This window comes from Ruegeria denitrificans (assembly GCF_001458295.1).
GTDB classification, from domain to species: Bacteria; Pseudomonadota; Alphaproteobacteria; order Rhodobacterales; family Rhodobacteraceae; genus Ruegeria; species Ruegeria denitrificans.
The window spans coordinates 1-18,597 of sequence record NZ_CYUD01000017.1 but is presented as its reverse complement, the minus strand read 5'-3'; the positions used below and the strand labels follow the sequence as shown (position 1 = coordinate 18,597).

General features: G+C 54.7%; 15 protein-coding genes and 1 tRNA gene. 8 read left to right on the top strand and 8 right to left on the bottom strand.

Annotation, left to right across the window (positions count from 1 at the left end; all coding sequences use genetic code 11):
* Positions 1-25: 25 nt before the first annotated feature.
* The 5 genes from RUE5091_RS20100 to RUE5091_RS20080 all read right to left on the bottom strand — a co-directional run bounded on the left by RUE5091_RS20100 (position 26) and on the right by RUE5091_RS20080 (position 3,380).
* Positions 26-553: a helix-turn-helix domain-containing protein gene (locus tag RUE5091_RS20100; RefSeq protein ID WP_058283728.1), complete on the bottom strand. Its 528-nt coding sequence runs from the start codon at positions 551-553 to the stop codon at positions 26-28.
* Positions 546-887, bottom strand: a complete 342-nt coding sequence (locus RUE5091_RS20095) for a hypothetical protein (protein ID WP_058283727.1) — start codon at positions 885-887, stop codon at positions 546-548. The genes RUE5091_RS20100 and RUE5091_RS20095 overlap by 8 nt, the downstream gene beginning before the upstream one ends.
* A gap of 183 nt (positions 888-1,070) precedes the next feature.
* Positions 1,071-1,280 carry a MerR family transcriptional regulator gene (locus tag RUE5091_RS20090; RefSeq protein WP_058283726.1) on the bottom strand — a complete coding sequence of 70 codons (210 nt, stop codon included), beginning with the start codon at positions 1,278-1,280 and terminating at the stop codon, positions 1,071-1,073.
* 103 nt (positions 1,281-1,383) lie between these two features.
* A complete protein-coding gene (locus RUE5091_RS20085; RefSeq protein WP_058283725.1) occupies positions 1,384-2,190 on the bottom strand; it encodes a hypothetical protein in 807 nt (268 codons plus the stop codon).
* Complete coding sequence (locus RUE5091_RS20080) at positions 2,190-3,380, bottom strand: tyrosine-type recombinase/integrase (protein ID WP_058283724.1); 1,191 nt, start codon at positions 3,378-3,380, stop codon at positions 2,190-2,192. The genes RUE5091_RS20085 and RUE5091_RS20080 overlap by 1 nt, the downstream gene beginning before the upstream one ends.
* Before the next feature lie 665 nt (positions 3,381-4,045).
* Between RUE5091_RS20080 and RUE5091_RS20075 the strand changes: the two genes are divergently transcribed.
* On the top strand, positions 4,046-5,356 hold the full coding sequence (locus tag RUE5091_RS20075) for an IS630 family transposase (protein ID WP_058283723.1): 1,311 nt from the start codon (positions 4,046-4,048) through the stop codon (positions 5,354-5,356).
* Between the two features lie 487 nt (positions 5,357-5,843).
* On the opposite strand, the gene RUE5091_RS20070 is transcribed toward RUE5091_RS20075, so the two are convergent.
* A tRNA-Ser gene (locus RUE5091_RS20070) sits at positions 5,844-5,933 on the bottom strand.
* A gap of 331 nt (positions 5,934-6,264) precedes the next feature.
* Here RUE5091_RS20070 and RUE5091_RS20065 point away from each other — a divergent pair.
* Positions 6,265-7,341 carry a FecR family protein gene (locus RUE5091_RS20065; protein WP_243470829.1) on the top strand — a complete coding sequence of 359 codons (1,077 nt, stop codon included), beginning with the start codon at positions 6,265-6,267 and terminating at the stop codon, positions 7,339-7,341.
* A gap of 106 nt (positions 7,342-7,447) precedes the next feature.
* Entirely contained in the window at positions 7,448-9,682 is a 2,235-nt protein-coding gene (locus RUE5091_RS20060; protein ID WP_058283722.1) for a CHASE2 domain-containing protein, read from the top strand.
* A 141-nt stretch (positions 9,683-9,823) separates the two neighbouring features.
* Here RUE5091_RS20060 and RUE5091_RS20055 read toward each other — a convergent pair whose 3' ends face one another.
* Entirely contained in the window at positions 9,824-10,474 is a 651-nt protein-coding gene (locus tag RUE5091_RS20055) for a pyridoxamine 5'-phosphate oxidase family protein (RefSeq protein ID WP_058283721.1), read from the bottom strand.
* A gap of 60 nt (positions 10,475-10,534) precedes the next feature.
* Between RUE5091_RS20055 and pdxR the strand changes: the two genes are divergently transcribed.
* From pdxR to RUE5091_RS23650, 5 genes are all read left to right on the top strand, one after another.
* Positions 10,535-11,971, top strand: coding sequence for a MocR-like pyridoxine biosynthesis transcription factor PdxR (pdxR, locus tag RUE5091_RS20050; protein WP_058283720.1), 1,437 nt, complete (start codon positions 10,535-10,537; stop codon positions 11,969-11,971).
* 138 nt (positions 11,972-12,109) lie between these two features.
* Positions 12,110-14,032 (top strand): DUF3604 domain-containing protein, encoded by a 1,923-nt coding sequence (locus RUE5091_RS20045; protein ID WP_058283719.1) that lies wholly within the window; start codon positions 12,110-12,112, stop codon positions 14,030-14,032.
* Positions 14,033-14,191: 159 nt separating this feature from the next.
* On the top strand, positions 14,192-15,013 hold the full coding sequence (locus tag RUE5091_RS20040) for a peptidylprolyl isomerase (protein ID WP_058283718.1): 822 nt from the start codon (positions 14,192-14,194) through the stop codon (positions 15,011-15,013).
* Complete coding sequence (locus tag RUE5091_RS20035) at positions 15,010-16,011, top strand: HupE/UreJ family protein (RefSeq protein WP_082643743.1); 1,002 nt, start codon at positions 15,010-15,012, stop codon at positions 16,009-16,011. Before RUE5091_RS20040 ends, RUE5091_RS20035 begins: the two co-directional genes overlap by 4 nt.
* 314 nt (positions 16,012-16,325) lie before the next feature.
* Positions 16,326-16,490 (top strand): hypothetical protein, encoded by a 165-nt coding sequence (locus RUE5091_RS23650; protein WP_243470828.1) that lies wholly within the window; start codon positions 16,326-16,328, stop codon positions 16,488-16,490.
* Between the two features lie 476 nt (positions 16,491-16,966).
* Here the strand turns inward: RUE5091_RS23650 and RUE5091_RS20030 are convergent, their stop codons facing one another.
* The gene (locus RUE5091_RS20030) at positions 16,967-18,304 is read right to left on the bottom strand and encodes an adenylate/guanylate cyclase domain-containing protein (protein WP_058283717.1); all 1,338 of its coding nucleotides are present in this window, start codon (positions 18,302-18,304) and stop codon (positions 16,967-16,969) included.
* Between the last annotated feature and the right edge of the window lie 293 nt (positions 18,305-18,597).

Sequence of the window (18,597 nt, the reverse complement as noted above, 5' to 3'; positions counted from 1 at the left end):
CTCGCGTAACAGGGAGTGGTTAGTATTAGTGTTCCGTTTCAGAACCGAAGGACCGGCGCGAAATCGGCCTGACGGGTTCTGATTTGGAACCATGGGAGATCTTTGGGTTCTCAAACGGAACCACAGAGGACGCTGACGGGTCCGTCTCAGAACCGCGTTTTGTTTTTTCGGGCTGCCAGAGCCGCCAGTCATTGGTGGCGGCTTTCTTGCCGTACAGGGTCTGCGTCGCCTTAGTCGTCAACCGCCATTCGTGGGCTCGACGGTGATACCAGTTGCCTTCACGCTCAAGCACAAGGAAGCCGTTGTCCTGCAGATCTTCAAAGGCACGCTGAACCGTGGCCTTGCCCATACCAAGAATCTCTGCTGCTTCATTCATCGACAGAAACAGCTTGCCGTTGTTGCCACCGTTGAAGCGGGTGTGAAGCTCCAGCCAGAGCTTCACTGCAGGTCCGGACAGAGCCCGCCATGCCGGAGATTTGATCATGGCGTAGGGCAGAGGAACGTATTGGCCCTCATCCGACCGTTTGCCTTTGGGAGATCGGCGTCTACTCATCGCGATACCTCCGCCGGAAGTGCTTGGGCAAAGCATCCAGTTCGGGAATGTCACAGCCGATATATGCCCGGACGAGCCAGTTTAGGCCGGATTTGGACACACAGTACCCGAGCGTGTCCCACGCCGCTCCCCCGGCTGGAAACTGGGGCCTCTGGCGCTGAAACAGCCATTGGATGCCATCCCGACAGACGGCAACGCGGTAGACACCATGGCGAAAGAGCTCGCCACTGTAGTTCTCAGCGGTTTCCCGATGATCGGTTCGGGTAAGAGGGCCAGTGTCTGGCCCCCTGTCGTGACTCGTAATGTTCGGCTTGGAAAAGGACATATCAGCCATGCTCGATCCGTCCTTTCCGCACGATCACCCGTTCAACCGAATGGCTCAGGGGCGACCAGTAGTACCGGCGCTCGTTTTGTCTTGTCGGCGCGGGGCATCCTGTGGCATCAACTGAACTTGCTAGGGTGGCAGTTGATGTCACTGGGAAAGCCCCATCTCCGCGCTTGGAGTTGGGGTTTTTCATTATGCGGCCTCGTTGTTGGGATCGGTGCGCCGCGCCGCCAGCCAAGCGTTCAGATCGGCGCCGTGATAGGCGATCCGCCGACCAATGCGGATAAAGGCCGGACCACACATGCGGTGGCGCCATTGAGCCAGCTTCTCGCGGTTTCCCAGCAATTTCATCTCAGGGTCTTCTGGGAAATAGACCCGGTCGTCATTGAAGACGTTTGCCATCGTTGAAATCCTCTTGGATCAGTTGCGATGGCATTTAATTGGAACCATTTTTGCCTAACGAGCCAGTCGGGGAAAAATGAATAGTTTGGCCCCAGTCTTTCCCCTATTTTTTCCCCCGGGGGTTCGACGCAGCGTCGCGCCAGTCTCGAAGTGTTTTAGGTGAAGGCCGCTGCCCGGTTTGGTTCTCTAGTCGGTTTTGGACTTGCGTCCAAGACAACGAACCTTTGTTGTTACCCATCGCGGCGAATGCGGCTCTTGCCTTTTCCAACGATGGCCTGCCGCGTTTAGAGGTTAGTCTTTTCTCCCGATTGAATTCCACCAAGGACAAGCAATCCTGTGCTGTCTTCGGTATGTCATCCTCAACAACGCACAGGCTCCAACCTTCAAACGATCTGACTCTCTCTGCAATTGGCAGGACGTAACCTGGATCAATCAGGTTGTTTTCGATCAAAAAATCTTTGGAAAACCTGTCCCAGTTTTTCGTAGAAATTAGGTAGGTTGGGTACTCCAAAAAAAACCACTGGCAGCCGAAGTTGTGTTTTGTAAATTTGGAGAACTCCTCGGCCTCATAGTTTAAGTCGAGGAGCTCAAGGAACAGGTTTGAGCCCACCAGTTTTTCACCACTTGGCGAACAAAGATGAAATCGGTCCGTTCCAATTAAAAACAACTTGAAAACATCTTCGATTACGTAGCCGAACGCCGACGCGCCAAGGTGTGTCGGTGCCGGAAACACAGAACCATCAGGTTCTATTCGATCACGAATATAGGGCAGTCCGTCTACATCTTCATACTCGTACCCTATCTCTTTACAGATCTTATGAAAGACGTCTCTGTTTTCCCAATAAGTGAGTATTTCACCGAGAGTCCCTCTCAATTCCAATAAGCTAACCGCACCGATCGGGCTAAACATCAGTTCGAAGCCCCTGCTGTGAACTCAAATACGTAACTGCACCAAGTGTTCATCATTTCCCGCCGCCTTTCTAATAAATCCGTTCGCGCGTAAGCTCGCTCCACATCAGACCCAACCTGATGTGCCAAAGCCGCCTCCGCCAGTTCACGTGGTGCGTTTGCAGCCTCCGCTGCCCAGTCCCGAAATGAACTGCGGAATCCATGCACGGTGACGCCATCCTGCCGCATCCGGCGCAGGAGCATCAGCATAGACATATTCGATAAGGGCTGATGCCGCTTTTGCCCCTCGAACACATAGTCAGAGGCCAGCGCGCGCAGCGGCTTCAGAATGGCTAGCATTTCGTCGGTGAGAGGGACGCGATGGACCTGCCCGCCTTTCATGCGCTCCGCAGGTAAGGTCCATAGGCGCGCATCGACATCGACCTCGGGCCATTTCATCTCCAGCACCTCTGAGGTTCGGCAGGCGGTCAGAATGGTGAACTGCAACGCCTTGGCGGCCATGGCTGAGCGGGTCTGCAAGTCGGCAAAGAACGCGGGCACCTCCTGCCACGGCATTGCGTCATGGTGCTGGACCTTGGCTTTGACGGTGGGCAGCACCTTGCCTTCGCGGATCGCGGTCACCGGGTTCTCGCCCGAGCGGAAGCCCTTAGACTTTGCCACGTCGAGCACCGTCTTGATCCGCTGAGACAGTCGCTTTGCAGTTTCGTGTTTCTCGGTCCAGATGGGGGACAGGCACATCAGCACTTCGGGCTGATCAATGCTGTCCACAGGCATGCGGCCGATCTTGGGAAACGCATAGTCACGCAAGGTATTGAGCCATTGTTGGCCATGCTTGGCATTCTTCCATGTGGGCAGGCGGTCGATGTGGACCTGTCGGCTGAGTTCTTCGAACGTCGGTATTTCTCGATGTGCGTTGAAACGCGGGTTCAACCCCGCTTTCGCCATCCGCCGGTATTCGAGCGCCCTCTCGCGCGCCTGGTTCAATGTGACCACATCCGCGCCGCCCAAACCGAAATCTGTGCGTAGAGGAGCGCCCTTGCGGTTCTTTTGTCCCTTAACCGTTACGCGCACGATCCAGCGCCGCGCGCCCGATGGATCAACAACGAGGTACAGGCCAGAACCGTCGCCATGCCGACCCGGACCTAGATTCTCTACCAGCTTTTTTGTCAGCTTCCCGCTGAGCGCAGCCATGAAAATACCACAAAATATACCACTCGACGAAATATACTAAGGACAACTTAGTAAAACTCAAGATGATACTATGAGGTTATTAGTGCTGATTAATTATAGGATTACGGAGCGTTAGACAGACAATGCCAATTCACCGAAATAGGTTGATGGCGGAGACGAAGGGATTCGAACCCTCGAGACCCTTCCGGGCCTACTCCCTTAGCAGGGAAGCCGAAGTTTTCAAAAAATATAATAAAAACAATAAGTTAATTTGGTATTTTCTTGTGCCTGTGCCAATTTTGTGCCAATTTTGCACGGTTTAATCGGCACTGCCTCGCCTTGACGATCGATCCTTCATCAAAAGTTCTCGACTTCCTAATTACTTCCTGAGGTTTTGGGTGCCCCGCCGAACTGCACGTTAAAATTGGTATTGCACGAATATTTGGAGCACTCATGAGATAGAACGCGTTTTTTGCACTGCATGCAAAACGCTCAAAGGATAGTGTATTCAATTCCCAAGAAGCAGCGATTTATTGACGCTGCGAACTAAGTCTGTTGGGAGCCCAAATCCTCGGATCGTGCGGTCAGAGACGAACTGTTAGAATGCCTACTCAGGTTGTTGAACTCGGCGGTCATGATGTCCTTGGGCTTTGTGCAGTTTGCAATCAAATGTGGTAGTGTTGGTTATGGCAACTCGCACAATAGAGGTGGATCGGAAGCTACTCCAACGCGCCATCTATCTGTCGCGGGAAAACTCCCGCTTGCGAACACGCGAGCGAGCAGCGATCATGTTTATGGCACATGTCTCGCGAGGGCAATTCGCGCCAGAGGAACTGCTTACTCTGATTCCAGTCCAAGATCATGACGACTTTAAGCGGCTCGTTATACCGGCATTGGCGTCCGACTCGAAGCTGCACAAGGATCGCGCAGCAATGATCACTTGCTGCCTAATAGGAATTCATCCGAATTTAGTGGGCGAGTTCTTTGGCCACGGAGGTGGTTGGCCGAGGCGACTCCTAAACCGTTGGAGGCGGCGGAAGCTACATGCGTTGTTCTCAAAGCCGAGCAGACCGAAAAAGTTTCAAGACCCAGCCGCAAAGGCAAAACTATTTGAGGTACTCCATGCGCCACCATCTGCATATGGAGTAAACAGAACCACTTGGACAATCAATCTTCTACACCAAGTCTTGTTGGACAGCGGGACACGGATCAGCCGCCCTTGCATTAGCAAAATGATCAAGACTGAAGGGTACGAATTTCGAAAAACTCGAGAGGTGCTGACCAGCAATGATCCGGACTACAGAGAAAAACTGGCCGCTATCACGAGAACACTCAGACGTCTCGGACCCATGGATCGTTTCTTCTCGATCGATGAGTACGGTCCTGTATCGGTAAGGGAAAGAGGGGGACGGCGAAGAGTATTGCGAGGTGAGAAACCCACCGTCCCACAGTATCAAGACTCGAAAGGGTATGTCATCGTAACGGCGGCTCTGGAGCTATCAAGAAACCAGATTACTCACTTCTATTCTGACCGAAAAAACACCGCAGAAATGATACGCCTCCTGCATGTCTTGCTTCATGAGTATTGGGATTGCCGTCGGCTCTATCTGTCTTGGGACGCAGCATCGTGGCACTCCTCAAAGGCCTTTCTAGCGGAGGTACGTAGGGTCAACACGAAAGAATACCGAAATACGTTCCAATCACCGACGATCAAGTTGCGGCCACTGCCAGCACGGGCCCAATTTCTTAACGTGATTGAATCAGTATTTAGTGGTCTTTCTCAATCGGTGATTCACAACAGCAATTACCAGTCTAAGGAGGAGATGCATGCTGCCATCGATCAGTATATCAGTGAAAGGAATGCATACTTTCAGGCCAACCCACGTCGAGCGGGAAACAAGATATGGGGTTTGGAGCAGGTGCCTTCTCGGTTCAGCGTTTCAAATAACTGCAAGCACCCAAAATTTATGCAAGCAGCAGGTATCGGTCGGTCATAAAACTACACTCTCCAACACTATGTTTCGTCCAGTCCAAAACTCACCTGCAGACTTAGTCCTATGTCACCGTACTTGATCTAAGAGATCATTCACTGCGCAAAGCTCATGCTTCTGCTCCCGGAACGATGCTGCACGCTTACCGGTAAGCAGAGATCGGTAAAGTCACTGAGAATTCACTCTCTTCCCGCTTTCTAGACTTTGAAGTTCTGCGTAACGAAAGTTCGCTTCATGGCAACGATCGCGCAACTGGCGATCTTAAAAAGACTAAGCGGCCACCTCCTTTGCTGCATATGCAAAATGAGGTCCGAAAATTTCTTTACAATAAAGCGATTCACTCCGATTCTGTGTCAGTTTTGTGCCAGTTTTTCAGCGTTATTGCAGGAAAATTGTTTTGAATCAGTGTGAAAATCGTGCAATTCAACGCGCACTTTTCCAGCAAATTCTGCGTTGCGGCGTAAAAAAATTATCTAATTTAATCAGAATGTTATGGCGGAGACGAAGGGATTCGAACCCTCGAAACCATTCCTGGTTTACTCCCTTAGCAGGGGAGCGCCTTCGACCACTCGGCCACGTCTCCGCTGGCCGGTATATCCCTGCCTGTCACCCGGATACAAGGCGATTTTCTGCGTCGCGTGCACTTTTCTCGCTTTCTCTGCAACCGCACCTGCAATCAGTGAAGCTTGCGCACCCTTGAAGGCTGGAAATTTCAGAACAATTCCCGTGAAGAACTTCTCCAACCCACCCATTCTGACGTGCTGTGAACAGAAAACTTGCCAAATATGCGAGCTATAAGGCATATTTGTATGGATTTATTAACGTATAATTCAAAAATGCGGATTCATTGAGGCACAAACCGAGCGGTGGGCGCGATGCGCTCAGTACCTATCTGTGGGGGAAGGACGTTAGGTTTGGCCTGGTTGAAAGAGTTGCTTGTTGTTTGCTGTGTATTGCTTCTGCCATCGCAGATATTAGCCAACATAGGAAAAGTCATCGGCGTCGAGCAAGGCGCGAAAGTAACCCGTGCGGGGAAATCTCAGCCATTGCGCACGGGGATGGATGTTGCATCCGGCGATTCCATCTCGACCGATGGCAGCGGGCTGGTGCAGCTGATTTTCGTTGACGATACAAAGATAGCGATCGGCCCGAACGCCCGCATGACGCTGGATGTCACCATGTTGCGGGGCAACAAAAAGGCCAAGAACTTTGCCGTTCAGGCATTGGGCGGCAGTTTTCGCTTTATTTCGGGCAAAAGCAAAAAGCGGGCCTACTCGATCCAGACACCCACTGCGACCATGGCGGTACGCGGCACGACCTTTGACCTGTGGGTCGCACCTGGATCGCAAAGTGCCATGATGATGTTGCAAGGCCGGGTATCTATTTGCGCACTAGGTGGTAGTTGTCAGGAGACTGGAAGCAGATGCAACCTTCTTGCGACCACGCAGAATGGGGGGATCGGGCGTCCGGTCGATCAGGAAAGCTATGATCAGGCGGTGAAAGAAGGTTTTCCCTTTGTTCATTCGCAAGAGCAGCTTCTGCTTCCATTGCAAACGAATGTGACGGGCTGCGGAACGGACACCTTGCCCCCCGTACCGCAAAGGGCCGAGGACCGCACACCCAGCCCGGATAGGGCGCCACAGAGTGGGGTTCAGAGTTCTGCGGCAGGACCATCCCAATCTTCGTCACCGCCCGAAAACAACACTGACAGTATTGGCAGCGGGAATGGCGGCAGCGTGGGTGGCAGCACCGGAAGCGGCAATGGAAATGGTGGCGGTGTGAGTGCTGGCAATGGCAGTGGCAACGGCAATGGCGGCAATATCGGCGGCAGTAGCGGCAGCAGTGATGCCGGCGGGGGCTCGATCGGAGGTGGTTCAGGCAGTGGCGAGCCGGGAAGTGGTGGCACGATCGGTGGTGAAGGTTCCGGAGGGTTTGGCGGCAGTGCTGGCAGCGGCGCCACTGACGGCAATGGCGGCAATAGCGGTGGCTAAGGACGCTAACTCGTTGCTGCGTGACATTAGTTCAGTCAATGCCGTGGCGGCATACGCATTTTGCGCACAGCCCCACAAGGGCTGACCACGGCATTCGGAGGCAAACGTGACCGGAAAGCCCAAGGAACGAACGGGGCGACGGCGGGCCTTTCAGCTAGTCGGACTAGGCCTGATCCTTTTCGGATGCTTCGTCCGGGTTCTCGATCCGTATCCGGTGCGGATGACGCGGCTGATCTATTTTGACATCTTGCAACGCATTTCACCGCGAGAATACAATCCGGATCTGCCGGTCCGCGTGGTGGATATCGACGAACAGTCGCTGGCCAACTGGGGACAATGGCCGTGGCCGCGAACTCTGCTGGCGCAGATGGTTAAAAACCTGGGCGAAAACGGCGCGGCGGCCATCGCCTTCGACATGCTATTTGTCGAACCTGACAGGTTTTCACCCGCACGGCTGATGAAAGATCCCTCGCTCTCTGGCGTGCTGTCGGTTGAGCGGCACGCCGAGAAACTGGACCATGACGTGTTGTTTGCAATGGAAATCGCCAAATGGCCGGTTGTTCTGGGTGCGGCGGCCCGGCAATCCAGCGACGGCAGGCAGGTCACCCCCCTGGCCGGTATTATCGAAATTGGGGAATCGCCATCCTCGGGGCTTGTAACGGTACCGCACTGGACCCCACCGGCGCCACCGCTCGACCGTGCGGCAGCGGGGATCGGAGGGGTCAATGTCTCGCCGTTAGGTGGGATGGGCATAGTGCGCCGTGTGCCTATCCTGTGGGGCGGACCAGACGGGTCGTTGCCGGGTCTGGGGATCGAAGCACTGCGGGTTGCCATGGGTGAGTCCATCATCATTGCCGAAGGCATGCCGGACGAGGCTGGCATCATGCTTGCGGTCGAGGTCGGTCAATTTCATCTGCCGACCACTGAAAACGGCGAGGTCTGGGTCAGGTACAGGCGCGACAACCCTGACCTGTATCTGTCGGCCGACGACGTCATGCAGTCACAGGATAATCCTGACCTGCGCGCCGAAATCGAAGGGCGGATTATTCTGGTCGGCACATCGGCTGCCGGATTGTTTGACATGCACCAAACCTCCTTGGGCGAATCCGTCCCCGGCGTGTCGATCCATGCGCAAATTCTGGAACAGGTTTTGACCGGGGAAATGTTAAGCCGGTCGGATGTAACAGCAGCCCTGGAGTTGTTGTCCTTTGTCATTCTTGGGGTTGTGGTTACGGCCGTTATGGCACGGTTCGGTGCGGTCGCCTCATTTGTTTCGGGCGGCGTGTCGGCGGCAGTCGTGCTTGGCATCAGCTGGCTGGCCTTTCAGAATCAATTGGTACTGTTCGATGTCACCTTTCCGCTGATGGGGGGCATGGCCAATTTTGGCTTGCTGGCGGGTTATCTGTTCATCTCGACCGAGCGTGAAAAGCGCGTAATCCGGCAGATCTTTTCCCACTATGTCGCGCCCGAGATTCTGGACGAAATGGAGACATCGGGACATCAGCTTCAACTGGGCGGCGAGACGCAGGAAATCACTGTCATGTTCTCGGATATCCGCGGCTTTACGCCATTGTCCGAGTCGGTCTCGGCCACCGATCTTGTCACCTTGCTGAACCAGTTGTTTTCTCAAGTCGGTGATCAGATATTGCTGGAACGCGGCACAATCGACAAGTTCATCGGTGACGCGGTGATGGCCTTTTGGAACGCGCCTCTGCCAGTCGAGGATCACCCATGTCGCGCTGCGCGGGCAGCGCTGTTGATGCGGCAGGCACTGGTGGAATTCAACACCTCGGATGTCATGCGAGGACGACCACCGATAGCACTGGCGACGGGCTGCGCCACGGGTCAGGCCTGCGTTGGCAATATCGGATCAAAACGTCGGTTCAACTATACCGTGATCGGGGATGTGGTGAATGTTGCAGCCCGGATTGAACAAAGCTGCCGCCATGTCGATTACGACATTGTCGTCTCAAGTTCGGTCTACGAAAAAACACGGCACGAGATGGCAATGCTTGAGGCCGGGTATGTCGACCTGAAGGGACGAACCGATCTGGAGCCCGTCTTCGTGCTGGTGGGCAACCAGGACATTCTGGAAACACCTGCATTCCAGAAACTGGAAGCAACTCATCAAAAGTTGGTCGCGGCCATTCGGGACCGCCACCCGCACGATCACGTCGAAGAAATATGCAAGGATTGCGTCGCGCAAGCCCACCATATCGAGCCCGGTTTGAAGAAGTTCTACTATGCGCTGTCCGGAAGGGTCGCGGATTTCCGGTCGGATTTCCAATCCAACCAGTTGATCTTCAACCACCAAGGGCGCGCCAAAGAACCATCGGCCTAATATCTAGGCGACGCCAACCCCGCCAGCGCCACGCCGACGCGACCCGGGCTGAATCCAGCAAATCCGACCGCGGATGCTCACGCGGTTGCGTAACAAGGCCGCAACAATCAGAGTCACCGAAAGATCTGCCAACGCCAGGCCCTACAGCTTGAAGGTTTGCACGTGATTGGGCACCGGCACACCGTCGATATTCCGGGGATCGGGGATCGGCTCACCGACCGAGGTATGGACGGGAATGACCCCGGCCCAGATCGGCAGAGCATAATCCTCTTCCTCGTCATTGGGGCCACCAGTGCGGACCTTGGCACTGCCTTCCGAGATCTCCATCCCCAGCACCATGGTCGCCTTCAGATCCTGCACGTGATCGGGCCGCAGGCCTTCATAGCGGCCGGGAAACAAACCGTTCACGAACCGAGCTAGCTTGTTGAGCTTTTCCACCGGGTCTTCAACCCTGACCGCTGTGCCAAACAGCGTGACCGACCGCGAATTGACCGAATGGTGCATCCCAGATCGGGCCAGAACAAACCCATCCAGAATTGCGACCGACAAGCAGACCTGCGCATCACGTGAATTTCGCAGCGCGCGGCTGGCCGAAGAGCCGTGCCAATAAACCCGATTGCCCTCGCGCCATTGCAGGGTGGGTGTGACAAAAGGTATGCCGTCAATCACATAGCCCACGCTGCACATTGGCTGCGCGTCCAGAATACTGTTGATGCTGTCACGGTCGAAATGCCCCCGTTCATGTGATCTGCGCAGGCGGGATCTGTCGGTGATGTTCAAAGTCTCGTTCATTGTCATAGCTCGGGTTAGTGCTTGCTATGACTGTACTGCCCGGATATTGGATGTTTTCAAATGTCCAATTTGGAAACTTTTTCTAAGGCCAATTTAAGTCGCGATCTTTTTGCGATCTCATTGGATTCATCGCTGAAGACGCCGCTACAGGCGCAGTTGCTTGAAGCATTGCGCGGCCTCATATCCATGTCCCCTGATTTGGTCGGGGCGCGACTGCCGGCCAGCCGCACACTGGCGTCCGAGTTGTCGATTTCCAGGACAACGGTTCAGGCCGTTTATGACCAGATGATCAGCGAAGGATATCTGGTCACTCGGCAAGGCAGCGGCACTTATGTGGCAAGCGAGATCACACACCTGTCGCAACCGCATCCCATTCCCCGCGATGCAGACCCAACAACGCATGCATGGCGACCCTTTCAAACCGGCCTGCCAGATCAAACCCTGCTGCCGCACAGACAATGGGCCCGCCACCTTGAGCGCGCCTGGCGCAGCCCCACACCCGAGCTTTTGGCGCGACCCGATCCCTTGGGCTGGCATCCGCTGCGTGCGGCCATCTCGGACCACCTGGCTGCGTGGCGGCATCTTTCCTGTGATCCGGGGCAAGTTGTGATCACCTCAGGCGCACGCGAGGCTTTCGAAGTGGTATTCCACGGGCTGCTTGGCGCGGGCAAGCGGGTAGCCATCGAAGACCCATGCTGGCCGAAACTGCACACGATCCTCACAGACACCGGCAACAGTGCGCACCCTGTGCGTATAGATCAGGACGGTCTGGATGTGCCCCGACTGCCAATTGGAGCACATGCCACAATTGTCACCCCCTCACGGCACTACCCAACCGGTGTTAGCTTGCCTTTGCCCCGCCGGGTGGCATTGCTGGACTGGGCCAGACAGACCGGCGCGATGGTGATCGAGGACGATTACGACAGCGAATTCCGATACCGGGGGCAACCCTTGCCGTCGCTGTCGGGGTTGGATGGCCTGAACAACACGATCTACCTCGGCAGCTTTTCGAAACTCGTCAGCCCGGCCTTGAGGATCGGGTATCTGGTCGTGCCCAAACATATGCTGCAAAACACGCGGACCTACCTTGACCATGTGGGTGCGCGGGCCTCGCTGATCCCCCAGCCAGCTTTAGCGACATTCATGAATAGCGGTGAATTCGCAATGCACTTACGACGCATGCGTCGGGTCTACGCGCGACGACAGAACCATTTGCTTAGCGCGCTGGCGCCAGTTTCCAACCTCCTGAAACTTCAACCCGACTCGTCAGGCATGCATCTGTGTGTTGAACTACGAACCGCCCTGTCGAACCGGATGACCGACGTTGAAATCAGCAAACGCGCCGATGAAAGGGGGCTGCGGATCAGCGCGCTGTCGGAGCAATGCGTTTTGCCACGAAAGATTCAGGGGCTATTGCTGGGATACGCCGCGTTCGAAGAAGACATAATTTCAAACGCCGCGGATCGGCTGGCCACCATTATTCAACCGCCGTGTTGAATCTGATCATTCAGACCGGCGAACCGAACCCAAAAAGTTTTTCACACGAGCTGTAAGCAACGTGATATCGTTAAATCGGAATATTAAATTATATTTCTCATAGCTGTATCCACGAATTCTGTGAATGGGGAGGTTCACATGCTTCGATTGTCTGTTTGCTTACTTACTTTGGTCTCAGTCCCGGCAACCGCCATTGCCGATGCAGTTCCCACCAAGGAAGCCGCCGAGGAGATGTTTGCTGAGCGCCCCTTTTCACCCTATGCCAACCGCTCTTTCCCTGAACGCCCGCTTTGGGGGGATACGCATCTGCACACGGGCCTGTCGCTGGATGCGGGCGCCTTTGGCAATACGCTGCTGCCCGACGACGCCTGGCGATTTGCCAAAGGCGAGCAGGTGATTTCCTCGACCGGGCAACCGGTCCGGCTGGCCAGACCGCTGGATTGGATGGTTCTGACCGATCACACGGATCTGATGGGGTTTGCCCCTGATCTGCAAGCAGGCAAACCCGGTGTGCTCTCGGACCCGAAGGGGTTGGAGTGGTATGAGGGGTACAAGGCCGGTGGCGAGGAAGCCGGGAAAGCAGCCTTCGATATTATCACTAACTTCTCGCAGATGACGCTGCCTGAAATATTGCTGGAATCCTACAGTCCGGGGGCCGACGCCTTTGCGTTCACATGGGAACAAATCGTTCTGGCCGCTGAACAGCATAACGATCCCGGTAATTTTACCGCGTTTATCGGTTTCGAATGGACTTCAGTTCCCAAGGGTTTCAACCTGCACAGAAACGTTATGCTACGCGACGGACCAATCCGCGCATTGCAGGTTGTCCCGCCGGTGACACAACCGCCCTACGGCGACACTGATCCCAAGACGCTTTATACGTGGCTGGAAGAATACGAAGCCAAAACTGGAGGCCGGGCGGTGGCCTTCGCCCATAATGGAAACCTGTCGAACGGGTGGATGTTCCCAACCGAAGATACATACCACGGCGGCAAGGTTGACGAAGAATACGTCCAAAACCGTGCAAAATGGGAACCTCACTACGAAGTCACGCAAATTAAGGGAGATGGCGAGGCACACCCGTATCTCAGCCCAGAAGACCCCTTTGCCGACTATGAGAATTGGGATGTTGGCAACCTCGATATCACCGAATTGAAAACCGAAGACATGCTGGCGGGCGAGTATGCGCGCGAAGCGCTGAAGCGCGGCCTGATGTTGGAAGAAAAGTTCGGCGTGAACCCCTATAAGTTCGGCATGGGTGGCGCAACCGACAGCCATACCTCGCTGGTGACAGCAGAAGAAGATAACTTTTTTGGGAAATCTGTCAGCGTGGAACCGTCGCCCACACGGATAGAACATCCCTTCATTGCCAACGATTTAGGCGAAATACCCGGCGATCTGCTTGTTGCTTCGGGCTACACCGCTGTCTGGGCCACCGACAACACACGCTCGGCCATTTTCGACGCATTCAAGCGTAGGGAAACCTACGCTACTACGGGCCCTCGGATCGGTTTGCGCTTCTTTGGTGGATGGACGTTTGACGACACGGACCTTGAAACCCGCTTCCTTGCTGATGTTGGCTATACCAAAGGCGTCCCCATGGGCAGCGACCTGCGCCCGCGTGAGAGTGATGGGGCGCCGAAATTCCTGATCGGTGCCCTGCGCGACCCGATCGGTGCAAATCTGGATCGAGTACAGGTTGTCAAAGGTTGGCTGGATGCTGACGGCGCGTTGCAGGAAAAGGTCTATAACGTCGCCTGGTCCGATGACCGGGCGCTGGACGCGGATGGCAACCTGCCCGAGGTCGGCAATACCGTAGATATAGAAACCGCAAGCTGGAGCAATACAATCGGTGCGTCCGAGTTGATCACTGTTTGGACCGATCCGGATTTCAACCCGAGTGAACGGACGTTTTATTATGTCAGAGTCTTGGAAATTCCGACCCCGCGCTGGGTGTTATACGACAAGTTGCGGTTTGGCATTGATCTCCCGGAAGAGGCACAGTTGATCCATCAGGAACGGGCCTATTCGTCGCCGATCTGGTACACCCCCGGCGAATGACCTGCCCATCGTCCAAAGTTCTTCCGGGCATGGAAAATCATCTTCGAAAGAGCAGCACAGTGTTGGAATATAATGGAAATACGCTGTGATCACGTTTGACTTTTCAACAGGCCCGCCTCTACGATTGAGGTGGGTCTGAACGTATCTTCGGAACGGTTAATGCGTATTTTGAAAGAACCCCTGCTCCACTTCATTTTGATCGGCGCCGCCATCTTTGGCTGGTTTGCCATAGTAGGCCCAAAGAACGAAAACGATGAGCCGGGCGATGCAATTGTCATCGACGACGCGGACGTCGCATTTTTGGTTACGCGCTTTGAAACAACATGGAAGCGCCCGCCCCAAGAGGATGAGAAAAAGGCTCTGATCGACGCCATGGTGCGCGAAGAAATTCTTGTACGCGAGGCCCGCAAACTTGGGCTGGATCGTGGGGATCAGGTTGTTCGGGCTAGGCTGGCCCAAAAAATGGACTTCCTGGCAGACGCAATTGCCATTTCGGTAGACCCTGAGGATTCAGTGCTTGAGGCTTACGTTGCAGCGAATCCGGCGCGTTTTACAATACCTCCGCAGTTGGCATTCGAGCAGGTGTTTCTCGGCGCGCAGCCGGTGTCAGAACAAGTCGACACAGCGCTTGCCGCGCTACAGTCAGGCGCGGATTGGTCCGAGATCGGCATTCAATCACTTATGCCCAGATCAATGCCGCCATCGGCTCCAAAGGTTGTGGACACAACATTTGGGCCGGGATTTTCGGCGGCGCTTGCCAATTTGGAAGCCGGGATCTGGACGGGCCCAATCCCATCAGGATACGGGCAGCATCTGGTCCGAATTACAGAAACCTACCCAGAATCTATGCCACCTCTGGCAGACATCCGGGAGGCGGCATTGGTTGCCTGGCGCAGGGACATGGCCAAGGAATTGGCACAGGCGCACTACCAAAGCCTTGCTGCGCAATACCGGGTTGAAATACCGGAGGGCAGTGAATGAGGGTGCTCATTTGCCTGATGATGGCGATCTGGCTGACCTTTGCCCCAAAACCCGGAAATACCCACGCGCTTGATCCCGGGTATTTGGACCTTCGGCAACTGACACAGAACACCTGGCAAGTGTTGTGGCGCGTACCCGATGTGAATGGCCAGCCCATGCGGATCGACGCATCTCTGCCTATGGTCTGCACCCCTGCCCAGGGACCACAACCGATCTTCGACTCGGTCGCTTGGGTCACTTCGTGGGTTACACTGTGTAAAACCGATCTGATGGGCCACCCGATCACGATCAAGGGGCTTGAAGGTCAAAATAACGACGTCCTGCTGCGCGTTCAGCCGCTGAAGTCAGCAATTGCAACATTGCGTTTTACTCCAGCGGAACCCACGGTGCTGCTGCCCCAAAACCCAAACACATGGTCCGTATTCACCAACTATTTCTGGTTGGGGTTTGAACATATTCTGGAAGGCTGGGACCACCTTTTGTTTGTCTTCGCCCTATTCATTCTCGTGCGCAATCCGTGGAGGCTGGTTGGCGCGGTCACTGCCTTTACAGTCGCACATTCGGTTACACTGGCACTGGCAACATTGGGCGTTCTGCGCGTTCCGGCAGCCCCGGTCGAGGCGATCATCGCCTTGTCGATCCTGTTCCTGGCGCTGGAAATTCTGAAACACAGGGACGGACAATTCAGGTTGTCCGAGCAATATCCCTGGATTGTCTGCTTTTGTTTTGGCCTTTTGCATGGGCTCGGCTTTGCAGGGGCCTTGTCCGAGATCGGCTTACCCTCTCAGGATATTCCGGCCGCGCTGCTTGCTTTTAATCTGGGGGTTGAGGCCGGTCAGCTCATCTTTGTTACAAGCCTGTCGCTGGGAATTTACCTGTGGCGTCAAGTGACACGTTTTGAGTCATCCCAGCTGATCGGGCCCGCCAGATCAATTACAGGTTACGCCATTGGTTGCGTATCGGTCTATTGGCTGGTCGAACGCGTCAGTGGATTTTAGTGATTAACCTAAACGTTTACCTGACAGCCGATTTAGGCGCCGCTGCACCAGCGAATTTTTCGATTACGCACAACAAAGCAGCAATTCGGAAGCTCCAATTTAACCCAAAACGCTTGGGTACACAGCTGACATACCCTTTGGTCACAAGAAAGTAGTCGGATTTTTTTGACCGGCTAATTTATCTCGGCTTCACATATGGGCGTAACTCCGCTTGAAAACTTGTGGGACGTTGTAGAGCCAAGTGATGACTCGCAGATTTTCGAAGTCTTGACCGTCGATACGTCAGCCAAGGAGAGTATCGAAGGGCAATCGACTTGTTCATCGTTACGGCCATCGGCAGCTTTAAAGTGGTGGACGTTGAACGAAAAGACATTGCCGAACTGCACCACAAGTTCCGGGACAAACCCTATCAGGACAATCGGACATTGGGCGTATTGTCCAATATGCAATCTAACGGAAACCTGGGGTTAGCGGCCTGACGGATCAACCCCCTGCCGCCAGGTCCCAAAATACCGCGAAAAGAAACGGGAACGGTTTCTGAGCCAAGATGAGTTGCAACGACTCGGGCAGGTTTTGACAGACGCGGAACGGGACGGCTCGGCGTCACCCTTTGCTTCCATAGTGCTTCCAGTGGTGTTGGTGCAAAGCAAAGGGCCTCGCGCGATGCGAGTCTAAGTGCTTGATATCTGATTGGAAAGTTTGGTTGCGGGAGCAGGATACCAACGATGTTTGCAGTCTCTGCTCTACAGTACCGCATAGGCGCAATTCACATTCTTGCTCAGGTTCTTCTTAGTCGCGTGATATGTGTCGAGACTGTTGCACTTATGCACTATCGTCCGCTTCGCACTGGCAAACGGACATCCGACAGAAACAGTCAGGTGACCGCTTCGAGTCCAAAGCCGACAATCGGATCCCGTGGTTAAGACCAGCAGGCAAGGCCAATGTTCCGAGTTGCTTAGTTCATAGGGCTGACCGCGTGCAGTCTCCAAGAATTTGGAACGCCCTTCAACTCGTGCTCACCGTGGTCCTGAAACTCGAACGGCGCACCGAGCATCAGTTGCCGCGTGAGATCGGAGGCTAAAACCTGTCCTTCCTGGGCTTGGCCCATCACCCGAGCGGCTATGACCACGCCAAGGCCGCTGATATCCTCGCCGCGGATTTCAATCTCACCAGTGTGAGCGCCGAATCGTGCGTTAAGGTCGATTGCAGATAATGCTTCTCGTAAAGAACCAGCGCAGGCCAGCGCACTTGTAGGAGAACTGAACGTCGCGAGCACGCCGTCGCCGGTGAATTTCACCAGATGACCGCCGTGTCGAGAGATCTGGTTTGCGCAGATGTCATCGTGGCGGTTCAGCAGGTCGCGCCAACTTTCATCACCGATGCGTGCTTGTTGCGAGGTGGACGCGACAAGATCTGAGAACAGAACGGTAGCAAGGGTGCGCTTGGGTTGGATCGTCGCCGGTGTTTCGCCGGTAACAAACTCGACGATTGCGGCCGCATAGCTGTCCACGTCGCCTTCCCATGGCACATGCTCGTGGCCGGGTATGGTTTTGTATTCAGTGGATGGCATCAAACGCAGAAAATCCTGGGCGCAATCAGCCCCGTTGGGTTCTTCGAATTCGCGATGTATGACCAAAGTAGGTTGTGAAATAGAAGGCAGCAATTCCCGGATATCTATCCGGGCAGCCAATTCGAACAGGTTGGCGACTGTAATAGGGGTCGCGCTCATCCTTTGGAAATGCGCCCATGCTTCCTGAGCTTCAGCATCGTCCTCACTTGGGCCGAAAGCCGAGAATGGGTGAGGTTTATAGAGCTTCCCCCAATTCTCGCGGAACTGTTTCAACGCGATTTTTAGGCTTTCAGGGGTCAGGTAACCGCGAGTTAGACGGCCTTGAGCGTACCCACCGCACAAAGCCAGGCGTTCGACGCGCTCGGGGCGCATCGCGGCATAGACACTGGCAAGTGAGGCCCCCTCGGAGAAAGCAATGACCGTGGCTGAGGTCATTTCAGTGACATCCATCACAGCCTCTATATCCATGACGCGCTCTTCAAGGGTTGGTGTCCCCTGAATGCGGTCTGACATGCCGTTACCGCGCTTGTCGAAGGTAACCAATCTTCCTACCGAGCTGAGAGCTGTCATCCACTGCAGATAGCCCGGATTTTCCATGGACGCTTCCAGATGCGAAATCATTCCGGGGACCAACACAAGATTGCGCGGCCCATCGCCCCAAACTTGATAGGCGATGGATAGCCCGTCGCTTTCGGTGAAAAGGGTCTCCACATTGGCAGTCATGCGCCTCTCCCAGTCGTTCTCTGGCCAATCCTCCGCCCATGTTTTCAATGTGGTTCGCGACGGAGCCAGCGCATGATCATATTGAAGTTCGAATGGTCTATCGGTCAATGATCTCTTTGGTTGAGCGTAACGTGCGTCATGCCTGGATTGTAATAATCAGGTTAAGAAAACTGGAAGTCTGCATTTCCGCATAGCAGACATCGGCGCTCCTCATTGTAAACTCTCGAATGTCTGCAAAGAGCCCGAAGCAGACTCCAGTTCACGACACCAGACCAACTCACGTTCAATAATTT

Coding starts and splice junctions, on each gene's coding strand:
- RUE5091_RS20100 (WP_058283728.1), bottom strand. CDS start 553: ATGAGTAGACGCCGATCTCCCAAAGGCAAACGGTCGGATGAGGGCCAA.
- RUE5091_RS20095 (WP_058283727.1), bottom strand. CDS start 887: ATGGCTGATATGTCCTTTTCCAAGCCGAACATTACGAGTCACGACAGG.
- RUE5091_RS20090 (WP_058283726.1), bottom strand. CDS start 1,280: ATGGCAAACGTCTTCAATGACGACCGGGTCTATTTCCCAGAAGACCCT.
- RUE5091_RS20085 (WP_058283725.1), bottom strand. CDS start 2,190: ATGTTTAGCCCGATCGGTGCGGTTAGCTTATTGGAATTGAGAGGGACT.
- RUE5091_RS20080 (WP_058283724.1), bottom strand. CDS start 3,380: ATGGCTGCGCTCAGCGGGAAGCTGACAAAAAAGCTGGTAGAGAATCTA.
- RUE5091_RS20075 (WP_058283723.1), top strand. CDS start 4,046: ATGGCAACTCGCACAATAGAGGTGGATCGGAAGCTACTCCAACGCGCC.
- RUE5091_RS20055 (WP_058283721.1), bottom strand. CDS start 10,474: ATGAACGAGACTTTGAACATCACCGACAGATCCCGCCTGCGCAGATCA.
- pdxR (WP_058283720.1), top strand. CDS start 10,535: ATGTCCAATTTGGAAACTTTTTCTAAGGCCAATTTAAGTCGCGATCTT.
- RUE5091_RS20045 (WP_058283719.1), top strand. CDS start 12,110: ATGCTTCGATTGTCTGTTTGCTTACTTACTTTGGTCTCAGTCCCGGCA.
- RUE5091_RS20040 (WP_058283718.1), top strand. CDS start 14,192: ATGCGTATTTTGAAAGAACCCCTGCTCCACTTCATTTTGATCGGCGCC.
- RUE5091_RS20035 (WP_082643743.1), top strand. CDS start 15,010: ATGAGGGTGCTCATTTGCCTGATGATGGCGATCTGGCTGACCTTTGCC.
- RUE5091_RS20030 (WP_058283717.1), bottom strand. CDS start 18,304: ATGACTGCCAATGTGGAGACCCTTTTCACCGAAAGCGACGGGCTATCC.